Origin of the sequence: Flagellimonas pelagia, assembly GCF_003584135.1 — a bacterium.
GTDB classification, from domain to species: Bacteria; Bacteroidota; Bacteroidia; order Flavobacteriales; family Flavobacteriaceae; genus Flagellimonas; species Flagellimonas pelagia.
In genome coordinates, this window is the sequence record NZ_QXFI01000036.1 from 427078 (window position 1) to 441019 (window position 13942).

Sequence of the window (13942 nt, forward strand, 5' to 3'; positions counted from 1 at the left end):
CATGAAAAGGCGTATAAACAAAGTTGCCGTAATCGGTTCCGGAATCATGGGAAGTGGCATTGCCTGTCACTTTGCCAATATCGGGGTCGAGGTATTGTTATTGGATATTGTTCCTCGTGAACCCAACGACAAGGAAAAGGCAAAAGGGCTTACCTTGGCAGATAAAGTGGTCCGTAACCGTTTGGTGAACGATTCCCTGGCTGCCGCCCTCAAGTCCAAACCCTCCCCTATCTATCACCAAAAATTTGCTGATCGCATCACCACTGGAAACTTGGAAGACGACATTGCCAAAGTTTCCCAAGTGGATTGGATCATTGAGGTGGTCGTGGAACGATTGGACATTAAAAAACAAGTGTTTGAAAATCTGGACAAGCACAGGACCCCTGGTACTTTGATTACCTCCAACACTTCGGGTATCCCAATTCACTTTATGAGCGAGGGACGAAGTGAGGATTTCCAAAAGCATTTCTGTGGAACGCACTTTTTCAACCCTGCGAGGTACCTAAAACTTTTTGAAATCATCCCAGGTCCCAAAACCTCCCAAGAAGTTTTGGACTTCCTGAACGGTTACGGGGAGCAATTCTTAGGGAAAACTTCCGTAGTGGCCAAAGATACCCCTGCCTTTATCGGGAACCGAATCGGGATTTTCAGTATTCAAAGTCTTTTCCATGCCGTAAAAGACCTTGGCATGACCGTAGAGGAAGTGGACAAGCTTACCGGCCCAGTGATTGGCAGACCAAAATCGGCCACTTTTAGGACTGTGGATGTTGTGGGGTTGGATACGTTGGTCCATGTAGCCAACGGTATCAGTGAAAACTGTACCGATGATGAACGCCACGAACTGTTCCAACTACCCGATTTCATCAAGATAATGATGGAAAACAAATGGCTGGGAAGCAAAACAGGACAGGGATTCTATAAAAAAGTGACCGGAAGCGATGGTAAGAGTGAAATCCTTACCCTTGACCTGGACACGATGGACTATCGCACCAAAAAAAGTGCAAAGTTTGCCACTTTGGAGCTCACCAAAACTATTGACAAGGTCATTGACCGTTTCCCGGTTTTAGTAGATGGAAAAGATAAAGCCGGTGAGTTTTACAGAAAAAGTTTCGGGGCACTTTTTGCTTATGTAACACACAGGATTCCAGAAATTTCGGATGAGCTTTATAAAATAGATGATGCCATGAAGGCCGGTTTCGGCTGGGAACATGGTCCTTTCCAAATTTGGGACGCTGTTGGGCTGGAAAAAGGCCTCGAACTTATCAAAGCTGAGGGTTTGGAGGCTGCTACTTGGGTATCCGAAATGAAGGCGGCCGGAATCAATTCCTTCTACACCGTAAAAGATGGAGCTACCTATTTCTATGACATCTCCAAGAAGTCCATGGAAAAAGTTCCAGGACAGGATGCCTTCATCATTCTGGACAACATCAGAAAATCCAACGAAGTGTTCAAAAACAGTGGTGTGGTGATAGAGGATTTGGGTGATGGCATCCTTAACTGTGAATTCCAGTCCAAGATGAACACCATTGGTGGTGATGTATTGGCGGGATTGAACAAAGCTGTGGACCTTGCCGAAAAGGATTTTCAGGGATTGGTCATTGGTAATCAGGGAGCCAATTTCTCTGTGGGTGCCAATATCGGTATGATATTTATGATGGCCGTGGAGCAGGAATATGACGAGCTCAATATGGCCATCAAATACTTTCAGGATACCATGATGCGGATGCGATACTCTTCCATCCCTACGGTATCCGCACCTCACGGGATGACCCTGGGAGGTGGTTGCGAGCTTTCCATGCACGCTGATAAAGTGGTGGCTGCTGCCGAGACCTACATTGGGTTGGTGGAATTTGGCGTCGGGGTAATTCCCGGTGGAGGTGGTTCCAAAGAAATGGCCTTAAGGGCCTCTGACACCTTCCGTAAGAATGATGTGGAACTGAACGTGTTGCAGGAGTATTTCCTCACCATCGGTATGGCCAAAGTATCCACTTCCGCTTACGAGGCATATGACTTAGGTGTCCTTCAAAAAGGCAAGGATGTAGTTGTGGTCAACAAGGACCGACAAATTGCGACTGCCAAGGCACATGCCAAATTGATGGCCGAAGCAGGATACACCAAACCTGTGAAACGCAAGGATGTAAAAGTGTTGGGCAAGCAAGCTTTGGGTATGTTCTTGGTAGGAACCGATTCGATGGAAGCCGGTCACTACATTTCAAAACACGACAAGAAAATTGCCGATAAATTGGCCTATGTGATGGCCGGTGGAGACCTGTCCGAACCTTCGTTTGTAACAGAACAATACCTGTTGGATCTGGAACGAGAGGCATTTCTTTCCCTTTGTACCGAAAGAAAGACCTTGGAGCGTATCCAACATATGTTGAAAACTGGAAAACCCCTTAGGAATTAGATGACTTGGATCATTAGATTGTTCGATTATTCGAACAGACATATCTGACTATCCAGTAATCCAAAAATCAAAGAATCCAAAAAGAAATGAAAACAGCATATATAGTAAAAGCATACAGAACAGCCGTGGGTAAGGCCCCGAGAGGTTTGTTCAGGTTCAAGCGACCCGATGAACTGGCCGCCGAGACCATTGAATATATGATGAAGGAACTCCCTCAACTGGACAAAAAACGTATTGATGACGTCATAGTCGGAAACGCCATGCCAGAAGCCGAGCAAGGGCTCAATATGGCCCGATTGATTTCCTTGATGGGACTCAACATTGAGGACGTTCCCGGGGTAACGGTAAATCGATACTGCGCTTCCGGTTTGGAGACCATCGGCATTGCAACGGCCAAAATCCAATCGGGAATGGCGGATTGCATCATTGCCGGCGGTGCGGAAAGCATGAGCTACATTCCTATGGGTGGTTACAAACCTACCCCTGATTATGCCACGGCCAAAGAAGGTCATGAAGACTATTACTGGGGAATGGGCCTTACTGCGGAAGCAGTGGCCAAACAGTTCAACGTTTCACGGGAAGACCAGGATGAATTTGCCTTTAACTCCCATATGAAAGCCTTGAAAGCACAAGCTGAGGGTCGTTTCCAAGACCAGATTGTCCCGATTGAGGTAGAGCATACCTTTGTGAATGCCGCTGGTAAAAAAGAGACCACTACCTATACCGTCAACAAAGACGAAGGACCTAGGGCCGACACCAATATTGCAACGCTCAATAAATTGAGGCCTGTTTTTGCCGCAAATGGTAGTGTTACCGCAGGTAATTCTTCGCAAATGAGCGATGGTGCCGCTTTTGTGATGGTCATGAGCGAAGAAATGGTCAAGGAACTCAACTTGGAACCCATTGCCCGTTTGGTCAACTATGCCGCAGCAGGTGTGGAACCCCGTATTATGGGTATCGGCCCGGTAAAGGCCATTCCAAAAGCTTTGAAACAAGCTGGACTACAACAAAACGATATCGATTTGATTGAATTGAACGAAGCCTTTGCCTCACAATCCTTGGCTGTAATCCGTGAACTTGGACTTAACCAAGACCTCGTGAACGTCAATGGGGGAGCCATTGCTTTGGGTCACCCATTGGGTTGTACAGGGGCCAAATTGTCCGTACAACTCTTTGATGAAATGCGAAAGCGCAACATGAAAGGTAAATACGGTATGGTGACCATGTGTGTTGGTACTGGTCAAGGTGCCGCAGGGATCTATGAGTTTCTAAATTAAAAAACACTAAACAACTAAAAGCCATGAGCGATACAACAGAAAAAGATATATTGAGAGGAGGTCAATTCTTGGTCAAGGAAACCAAATGTGAAGATGTGTTCACCTTGGAAGACCTCGACGAAGAGCAAAAAATGATGCGCGAAAGCACCAAAGAATTTGTGGACCGTGAACTTTGGGCGCATTGGGAGCGTTTCGAGAAAAAAGATTATGCTTACACCGAGGAGTGCATGAAAAAGGCAGGTGAACTGGGTCTTTTGAGTGTTGCAGTACCGGAAGCTTACGGCGGCATGGGAATGGGATTCGTGTCCACCATGTTGGTCTGCGACTACATTTCCGGGGCTACAGGTTCTTTTAGTACCGCATTTGGAGCGCACACCGGGATTGGTACCATGCCAATCACCTTGTACGGTACCGAAGAGCAAAAGCAAAAATATGTACCCAAATTGGCCACTGGCGAATGGTTCGGTGCTTATTGCTTGACCGAGCCTGGTGCAGGTTCCGATGCCAACTCCGGAAAAACCAAGGCCGTACTTTCTGCGGATGGTAAATTCTACAGCATCTCAGGGCAAAAAATGTGGATCTCCAATGCTGGGTTCTGCAACATGTTCATTGTGTTTGCCCGTATCGAGGACGATAAAAACATTACGGGTTTCATCGTGGAAAACGACCCTAGCAATGGTATCACCTTAGGTGATGAAGAGAAAAAATTAGGTATCCACTCCTCCTCTACCCGTCAGGTGTTCTTCAACGAGACCAAAGTTCCCGTGGAAAACATGCTTTCCGAAAGGGGAAATGGTTTCAAAATTGCCATGAACGCCCTCAATATTGGTAGAATCAAATTGGCTGCGGCCTGTTTGGAAGCCCAACGTCGTATTGTGAACGAGGCCACCAAATATGCCAACGAGCGTATCCAGTTCAAGACACCGATCATAAACTTCGGGGCCATCAAGGCGAAGATAGCCGATATGTCCACCAATGTTTATGTGGATGAGTCGGCCTGTTACCGTGCCGCCAAAAATATTGAAGATCGCATTGCGCTTCGTGAAGCAAGTGGCAATACCCACCAAGAAGCAGAGCTTAAGGGTGTGGAGGAATATGCCATCGAGTGTTCCATTTTGAAAGTGGCCGTTTCCGAGCACGTGCAGCACACCACGGACGAAGGTATCCAGGTATTCGGAGGAATGGGCTTCAGTGCCGACACCCCAATGGAATCAGCTTGGCGAGATGCCCGTATTTCAAGAATTTATGAGGGAACTAACGAAATTAACCGGATGTTATCCGTTGGTATGTTAGTGAAAAAAGCCATGAAAGGCCATGTGGACCTTTTAGGTCCGGCCACCGCCGTTGGTGAAGAATTGATGGGAATCCCTTCTTTCGACACGCCTGATTTTTCAGCTCTTTTTGCTGAAGAAAAGGATATGATCGCACGATTGAAAAAAGTTTTCCTGATGGTGGCCGGAAGTGCCGTGCAAAAATTTGGCCCAGACTTGGAAGAACATCAAATGTTGTTGATGGCCGCTTCGGATATCTTGATTCAAGTATATATGGCCGAATCGGCCATTCTCCGTACCGAGAAAAACGCAAAACGCTTTGGTGAAGAGGCCCAAGCAACCCAAATTGCCATGTCCAAGCTGTATTTATACCGGGCTGTGGACATCATCCAACAAAAAGCCAAGGAAGCTGTGGTTTCCTTCGCGGAAGGTGATGAACAACGCATGATGTTGATGGGATTGAAACGCTTCACCAAGTATACGAACCAACCCAATGTTGTGGCCTTACGTACGCAAATTGCGGACAAGGTAGCTTCAGATAACGGGTATACCTTTGACTAATTCAAATTTTGCTGGGATGAAAACCCATAGGATTTGAAAAACGCCCCAAATTGGGGCGTTTTTTATTTAGCTGATGGATTCCAAAATCCGTTCATCACTCTCTTTACGGGAGAAATTGATGGCACATTCGATCAAAGCCAAGTGTGAATATGCCTGTGGCATGTTCCCCAACAATCTTTTGGTCTTAAAATCGATGTCCTCACTGAAAAGCCCCAAATGGTTGCTGTAGCCCAATAAACGTTCAAAATGCTCAAGAGCCTTCTCCTCTTCTCCAATTTTAAACAAACTGTTGATGAACCAAAAGGTACAAATGGTAAAAGATGATGAGGGCAATCCAAAATCATCCTCGTTCTTGTATCGATACAAAAGGCCGTCGTTACTGAGACCTTCCTCTATTGCCTTCACGGTATTGACAAATTTGGGATCCCGCGCATGGATGAAACCGTAGGACTCCATCAATAAAACCGATGCATCCAAATGACGTGATCCATAGGATTGCACAAAGGCATTGATATCATCGTTCCATGCATTTTTATGGATATCCTCCTTGATCTGCTGTTCCAGTCCGGTCCATTTTTCAATCTTGTGGGTCTTCCCGAACATTTTGGCCACTTTGATGGCCCTATCCAAGGCCACCCAGCACAGTACTTTGGAGAACGTAAAATGCCTATCCTCGCCCCTAAACTCCCAAATGCCCTTGTCCGGCTCTTGCCAGTGGTTACTAACAATCCAAACAATACCCTTGGTAATGCTCCAAAGTTCTTCTACATTCTCTATATCGTTGCTGAAAGATCGGATCTGCTCGTAGATCACATCCATCAATATGCCATATATATCGTTCTGTTTTTGCATGTAGGCCGCATTGCCAATCCGTACTGGTTTGGAACCCTTGTATCCGTCCAAATGATCCAACGAAATTTCCGTGAGATTTTTTTCCTTATTGATGCCATACATGATCTGCAACTTTTCATCCTTATCGGGCATCAGGTCAATGATAAACTGAAGAAAGCGCTTGGCCGAATTCTTGTGACCCAGCTCCGATACCACTTTTATCACCATGGAGGCATCCCTGATCCAGCAAAATCGGTAATCCCAGTTGCGAACCTCACCAATGGTTTCGGGCAATGAGGTTGTTGCCGCAGCAAGCACTGCCCCTGTCTTGTCATAAGTAAGCATTTTAAGGGTAATGGCACTTCTGACAATTTCATTGTTGAATTTTTTGTAGGTCGGGGTCTTGTCCACCCAGTCCAACCAATATACCTTGGTCCGTTCAAGCTCCAAGGCCATTTTTTCTGTGGTCGGTTTCAGAATTTTTTCGTGGTAGCAGATCAGGAAATATTCATCACCTTCCAGAGTAATCGCCTTGCCCTCCAATATACTTTGCTTATGGACAGAAGTATATAGGAACAAGGTATCGTACTTCATCTCATGAGTGATGCTGGCAATAAAATCCTTTTTGATGAAATGCTTGGTCTCACCCATAGCATATTCCAACTTCGGATCATATTTTATAACCACTTTGGGCTTCCCGGAAATATGCTTCACAAACCGAATGATCTCTGGTGGGGCCATATATTTTCCGTTCATCTTATGATGCCTTGGCATAAAGTCATGCACTTCAAAAACATCATCCCCTTGGGTGAAACGGGTCACCAATATGGCCGTGTTCTGAAAATATTCCTGATGGATCGTGCATTCTCCCTGGGGAATGATCTCAAAACTGCCTCCCTTTTTCTCATCCAATAACTTGGCAAAAATAGATGTGGAATCAAATTCAGGTAGGCAACACCAATCCAAGGAGCCTTCCTTGGAGATCAGGGCCGCGCTTCGACAATTACCGATAATTCCATAATTCAGGTTGTCCATAGTTCAAATATTCTCAAAAGGGTTAGAACAAATTGGTTTTGCGGTCGAATTTCCCGAAATTTAAAGAAACAAAAAACTAAAATCTGACAAAAACCATCCTTTTATGGGCAAAACTATCATTATCTCAAACCGATTACCCGTACAATTACAAATTAGCAATGGAACCATCAATGCTATACCAAGTGTGGGAGGATTGGCCACAGGAATGAAATCTGTGCACAGTGGTAGCGAAAGCCTATGGATCGGTTGGTCCGGGCTTACGGATGAGGAAACCCCTCCCGAGCTTGAAGATGATATCGACAAGGCACTGGCCAAAAATGGTTGTGCCAAGGTAAAATTGAATGCAGAGGAAATCGATGGTTTTTACTTTGGTTTTAGCAACAGAACGGTATGGCCCTTGTTCCACTATTTTTTGGAATATTCCGAATTTGAACTTGATTTTTGGAACACCTACAAAGCAGTGAACCAAAAATTCGCGGATGCCATTATCGAAAAATCTAATGAAGACGATACCATTTGGGTCCACGATTACCAGTTAATGCTAGTTCCTCAGATGGTCCGGGAAAAAAGACCCGATACTACTATTGGCTTCTTTTTGCACATCCCTTTCCCCTCCTATGAAATTTTTAGAACACTGCCATGGCGGGAAGAAGTGCTGGAGGGCTTGTTGGGCTCCGATCTGATCGGCTTCCACACCTATGACTATGAACGGCATTTTTTGAGCTCCGTGAGAAGGCTGTTGGGGCTCGATGTAAGCTTCAATGAGATTTATTTGGATAATCGGGTGATCAAGGTGGATTCCTTTCCCATGGGGATCGATTATAAAAAATTCAAGGATGCGGCCATCCTCCATGCTTCCAAAAGTGAAGGTGAACGCAGTGACCTGCAAATGCGGTTGGACAGTCACAAGGCCTCTGCTCCTGATACCAAGCTCATCCTTTCTATCGACCGTTTGGATTATAGTAAGGGTATTGCCAAGCGCATCAATGCCTTTGAATATTTTTTGAACAAGTACCCCGAATACAAGGAAAAAGTCCGGTTGATCATATTGGCCGTCCCCTCACGTTCCAATGTACCTCAATACCAGTTGCTGAAAAAAGAAATTGATGAATTGGTCGGTCGCATCAATGGGGAGTTATCCACGGTAAATTGGACCCCCATTTGGTATTTTTACCGCTCTTTACCTTTTGACAACCTCATCGATCTATATACTTCAAGCGACATTGCCTGGTTGACACCGCTTCGAGATGGGATGAACTTGGTTGCCAAGGAATATATTGCCACCAGGACCGATAAAACCGGTGTCCTTATCCTAAGTGAGATGGCAGGATCGGCCTACGAAATGAACGAAGCCCTTTTGATCAACCCTAACAATTTTGAGGAACAGGCCGATACTTTGAAAAGAGCCATCAACATGCCCGTGGAAGAACAAGTTTCCAGGAACGAGTTTCTTCAGAATCGATTGGAACGCTACAATGTGGAAGTGTGGGCCAAGGAATTCATGAACGCCCTGAACGAAAAAAGAGATACCGGGAAAGCGTTTGTTTCCCAGAAAATGTCGAACGATATTTTGAACAACATCGGCAAGGATTATGCAAAATCGAAAAAACGGTTGTTGTTCTTGGATTATGATGGCACTCTGGTAGGATTTCACAAGGATCCCCAAAAAGCCTCCCCTGATGAAGAACTCTATGAATTGTTGGACGAACTCCAGAACCAAGAAAATACCACCCTGTTTCTGATCAGTGGGCGTGACAAGCAAACCTTTGGACGTTGGTTCCTTCCCAAAAAGTACAACATGATTGTGGAACACGGGGTTTGGATTTCCAAGGAGGGACATGAATTTAAGATGCTGGAACAGGTAAAAGGAGAATGGATGGCCAAAATCCGGCCCGTATTGGAATCCTTTGTGGATAGGACCCCTGGATCATTTATTGAAGAGAAAAATTACTCCCTTGCTTGGCATTATCGGAACACCGACCCTGATTTTGGTGAAAAACGCGCCACCGAGCTCAATACGGTGCTTAGGAGTTTGATCGGAAATGACGACATTAGTGTTTTGAACGGAAACAAGGTCATGGAAATCAAGAGCAGTAATGTAAACAAGGGGCGTGCCGCCACTCGGATGATGAGCGAAGATGATTACGATTTCGTCTTTGCCATTGGTGACGACTGGACCGATGAGTTTATGTTCCAAGAGCTGCCAGAATCGGCCATAACGGTAAAGGTGGGCCTTAAAAAGACCCATGCCAGATACCATGTGGAAAATACAAGAAGGGTACGGGAACTTTTAACACGGTTTGCCAAACCATGATTTCCAGAATTTTCATCATTGCCAGTTTGTTAGGCGCCACCCTCTTAAGTGCCCAGCCAAACACTGAGGTATATCTTTTTGACCTATCATTCAAAAATGGCGTGCCGTTATTATCCAATCCAAAGAACATTTCCAATAATGATGGGTATGACAACCAGCCGTCCTTTTGGGATGACGATACGGTTTTGTTCGCCTCCACAAGGGATGACCAAACGGATGTAAGACGATTGAACATCAACGAAGGAAGCACTTACAAATGGTTGACCAACACCCCAACGGGCAGTGAATATTCCCCATTGAAAATTCCTGATAAAAATGCCTTTTCTACCATTCGATTGGATTTGGATGGCCTTCAGCGACTCTACGAATACGACCTGAAAACCGGCGAATCTATCCCAATCACCAATCTAAAGATCGGGTACCATGTTTGGGTGAATAAAGAACTGTTGGTCGCTACAGTATTGGTAGAAAACCGGATGGATCTGGTGGTCATCAATCTAAAGGACAACAGCCATTACACGGTTCAAAAAAACGTGGGACGATCGTTGCACAAAATACCTAACAACAATCGTATCAGCTATATCGATAAAAGTAAAAAGCAATGGGAAATCAAATCCATGGACCCCGTCTCTGGCGCCACAAACAGTATTGCCGCAACTTTTGAAAACGAAGAGGATATCTGCTGGTTGAACGAAAACATAATCATCACAGGCCACGAAAAATCACTTTTGACCTTTAACTTCAAGAATGGTGTGAACTGGGAACCTCTGATGACCTTTGATCAAGAAGAAATCAACAAAATTTCACGTATTGCCATCAATCCAAGCAAAACACGATTGACCTTTGTAGCAGAGGATTCTCCGGCCAAAATTGTCCAAAAACAATTGGATGCCTACAACGCAAGGGACATTGATGCCTTTTTGGATACCTATTCCGAAAATATCAAGCTGTATAATTTTCCCAACCAACTTTTCTCGGAAGGCAAAACCGCTATGGAAACACAGTATGGCAGTTTTTTTGAAAACACTCCAGATCTGCATTGTACCATTAAAAGCAGGATTGTGATTGGCAACAAGGTCATTGATGAGGAATCGGTGACTGCAAATGGCTCCACATTCTCTGCGGTGGCCATTTATGAAGTGGCAAATGGCAAAATTGTAAAAGTTACATTTTTACGTTGATCGCTTTTTTTCTACTTTCATCAGATCAAAACCAAACCTCAATTAATCAAAAGAAATTCTGCTCTTGTATCTATCGAGCTTTTCAGAAACAAAACCTTACTAACATGAAAAAGTTTTCCGTGCTTTTGGTTGCTCTTATGAGCATCCCGATGCTTTATTCCCAAACCGATCTTCGCATTTATGACATCATCAATAACGTTTCCGCGGAACGGATTGAAAAAGATGTGACCAAGTTGGTGAATTTCGGTACCAGACATACTTTGAGCGACACCATATCCCAAACCCGTGGCATTGGCGCGGCCCGCCGATGGATCAAATCGGAGTTTGAAAAAATCTCTTCGGAGTGTAGTGACTGCTTGGATGTATTCTACCAAAAAAACTTAGTCCCCAAAGGGGACAATGCCCGAATCGTGCATGATGTTTGGGTGGTAAATGTGGTTGCGGTGCAAAAAGGTACTAAATACCCCAACCGTTACATCATCATGAGTGGCGATATCGATTCACGGGTCAGCGATCCCGCTAATTTTACTTCCGATTCTCCCGGTGCCAACGACAATGCCAGCGGAATGGCCGGGACCATTGAAGCGGCAAGGGTGCTTTCAAAATACAAATTTGAAAGTAGCATCATCTATGTGGGGCTATCCGGTGAAGAACAAGGGCTGTATGGTGGAAAAGGATTGGCCGAATATGCCAAGGAACAAGAATGGGATATTGTTGGCATCCTGAACAACGATATGATCGGGAACATTACCGGGGTAGATGGTGTAGTGAGCAACCGCGATTTCCGCATTTTTTCGGAACCTGTACCCCCAACCGAAACCGAACAACAACGTAATGCCCGTCGCTTTTACGGTGGTGAAGTGGATGGCATTTCTCGTCAATTGGCACGATACGTTTACACAACGACCAAAACCTATATGCCCGAGATGAATCCTATGATGGTCTACCGATTGGACCGTTTTGGCCGAGGAGGTCACCATAGACCTTTTAATGATGCAGGATTTGCGGGAATCCGAATTATGGAAGCCCATGAAAACTATACGCAACAACATCAGGATATCCGTGTGGAGAACGGTATCGCTTATGGCGACAAGTTGGAGCACGTGAACTTTGGATATGCTAAAAAACTGACTTCCGTCAACGCTATCAATTTGGCATCCATTGCTTGGGCTCCCCCTGCCCCTACCACTGTGGAAATCGGCGGTATTGTGGAACCCAATGCTAAACTCCGATGGAGCAAAGTAGAGGGTGCCGTCGGGTATAAAATTTATTGGAGGGACACCACTTCCCCCACTTGGGACAATGCCCGATATGTGGGTGATGTGACCGAATTTGTTTTGGAAGGCATTGTGCTGGACAACTTCTTCTTCGGGGTAGCTGCAGTTGGAAAGGACGGACACGAAAGCCCCGTGGTTTTCCCAAATAAAGTATTTAGATAGAACATGGCCTTGAAGAAACATTTTATTTCCCTCGGCACCATTTTACTGGTCTTGGGAACAACTTATGCCCAAAACTTTACCCGGCAGGATACCCTTAGGGGCAGTATTACCCCGGAAAGGGCATGGTGGGACTTGAACTATTACGATTTGAACGTAAAGGTAGACCCTAGTCAAAAATTCCTTTCGGGCTACAACGTGGTTCGGTATAAGGTTTTGAAACCTTCCAATGTGCTTCAGATAGATCTTCAGGAGCCGATGAAAATCTCTACCATCACCCAAGATGGCAAAAAATTGAAGTTTACCTCAGAAGGAAATGCGCATTTCATCAAACTGAAGAAAAAACAGGTCCCCGGTGATTTCAATGAAATCACAATTGAATATTCCGGCAATCCAAGGGAAGCCGTTCGGGCTCCATGGGATGGTGGCTTTTCCTGGAAAGAGGACGACGAAGGCCAACCTTTCGTGGCCACATCATGTCAAGGGCTGGGTGCCAGCGTGTGGTGGCCCAACAAGGACCATATGTATGATGAAGTGGACAGTATGCGCATCAGTGTTACCGTTCCCAAAGACCTGATGGATGTTTCCAACGGTCGATTGGAACGTGTGGAAGAAAACGGGGATTACAAGACCTATCATTGGTTTGTGGACAACCCCATCAACAACTATGGCGTAAATGTGAACATTGCGCATTATGCCCATTTCCACGAAGTCTACCTAGGGGAAAAAGGTCCTCTGGACATGGATTTTTATGTGCTGCCAGAGAATTTGGAAAAAGCCAAAGTGCAGTTCACTCAAGCGGATATGATGTTACGGGCTTTTGAACACTGGTTCGGCCCCTATCCTTTTTATGAGGATGGCTTTAAACTGGTAGAAGTGCCCTATCTGGGTATGGAGCACCAAAGCTCCGTTACCTATGGCAACAAATATGCAAATGGGTATTTAGGTCGCGACCTTTCTGGTACGGGATGGGGTCTGCTATTCGATTTTATCATCATCCACGAATCGGGACATGAGTGGTTTGCCAACAACATCACTTACAAGGATATTGCTGATATGTGGGTGCACGAAGGATTTACAGCCTATTCCGAAAACCTGTACCTCGACTACCATTTTGGTACCAAAGCTTCCGCAGAATATGTAATCGGCACACGGGCGAATATCCGCAACGACAAACCCATTATTGGGCCATATGATGTGAATACCGAAGGATCTGGTGATATGTACTACAAAGGTGCTAATATACTGCACACCCTTCGTCAATTGGTTGAGGATGATGAACTTTGGAGACAGATGCTACGCGGACTGAATACTGATTTTTACCATCAAACCGTTACTTCAGCCCAGATTGAAAATTATTTGAGCGATAAAAGCGGTAAGGACCTTTCGGCTTTTTTCAACCAATACTTGCGCACTACCATGATTCCCAAGTTGGAATACAAAATGGAAGGCAATGAAATTACGTATCGATATACCAACATCGTGAAAGATTTTGATATGCCCATCCGCGTTTTTGTGGAAGATAAAGAACATTGGATCTTTCCCAATTCGGAATGGAAAACGGAAAAATTGGAAGGTTCAGAATTGGTCATCGATAAGAACTTTTACATAGACACCGAAAAACGTTGA

Annotated in this window: 8 protein-coding genes; 7 read left to right on the forward strand and 1 reads right to left on the reverse strand. The window is 45.1% G+C overall.

What is annotated here, in order from left to right; translation table 11 throughout:
• The first annotated feature begins 1 nt into the window (after position 1).
• From D2V05_RS18940 to D2V05_RS18950, 3 genes are all read left to right on the forward strand, one after another.
• Positions 2–2407, forward strand: a complete 2406-nt coding sequence (locus D2V05_RS18940; RefSeq protein ID WP_119649177.1) for a 3-hydroxyacyl-CoA dehydrogenase/enoyl-CoA hydratase family protein — start codon at positions 2–4, stop codon at positions 2405–2407.
• Between the two features lie 86 nt (positions 2408–2493).
• Positions 2494–3684, forward strand: a complete 1191-nt coding sequence (locus D2V05_RS18945; RefSeq protein ID WP_119649179.1) for an acetyl-CoA C-acyltransferase — start codon at positions 2494–2496, stop codon at positions 3682–3684.
• A 23-nt stretch (positions 3685–3707) separates the two neighbouring features.
• Positions 3708–5516: an acyl-CoA dehydrogenase family protein gene (locus D2V05_RS18950; RefSeq protein WP_119649180.1), complete on the forward strand. Its 1809-nt coding sequence runs from the start codon at positions 3708–3710 to the stop codon at positions 5514–5516.
• Between the two features lie 66 nt (positions 5517–5582).
• Here D2V05_RS18950 and D2V05_RS18955 read toward each other — a convergent pair whose 3' ends face one another.
• Entirely contained in the window at positions 5583–7382 is a 1800-nt protein-coding gene (locus tag D2V05_RS18955; RefSeq protein ID WP_119649182.1) for a glycoside hydrolase family 15 protein, read from the reverse strand.
• Between the two features lie 103 nt (positions 7383–7485).
• Between D2V05_RS18955 and D2V05_RS18960 the strand changes: the two genes are divergently transcribed.
• From D2V05_RS18960 to D2V05_RS18975, 4 genes are all read left to right on the forward strand, one after another.
• Positions 7486–9696 (forward strand): bifunctional alpha,alpha-trehalose-phosphate synthase (UDP-forming)/trehalose-phosphatase, encoded by a 2211-nt coding sequence (locus tag D2V05_RS18960; RefSeq protein WP_119649184.1) that lies wholly within the window; start codon positions 7486–7488, stop codon positions 9694–9696.
• Positions 9693–10877, forward strand: a complete 1185-nt coding sequence (locus tag D2V05_RS18965; RefSeq protein WP_119649186.1) for a nuclear transport factor 2 family protein — start codon at positions 9693–9695, stop codon at positions 10875–10877. Before D2V05_RS18960 ends, D2V05_RS18965 begins: the two co-directional genes overlap by 4 nt.
• A 104-nt stretch (positions 10878–10981) precedes the next feature.
• The gene (locus tag D2V05_RS18970) at positions 10982–12316 is read left to right on the forward strand and encodes a M28 family peptidase (RefSeq protein WP_119649188.1); all 1335 of its coding nucleotides are present in this window, start codon (positions 10982–10984) and stop codon (positions 12314–12316) included.
• A gap of 3 nt (positions 12317–12319) precedes the next feature.
• On the forward strand, positions 12320–13942 hold the full coding sequence (locus D2V05_RS18975; protein ID WP_119649190.1) for a M1 family metallopeptidase: 1623 nt from the start codon (positions 12320–12322) through the stop codon (positions 13940–13942).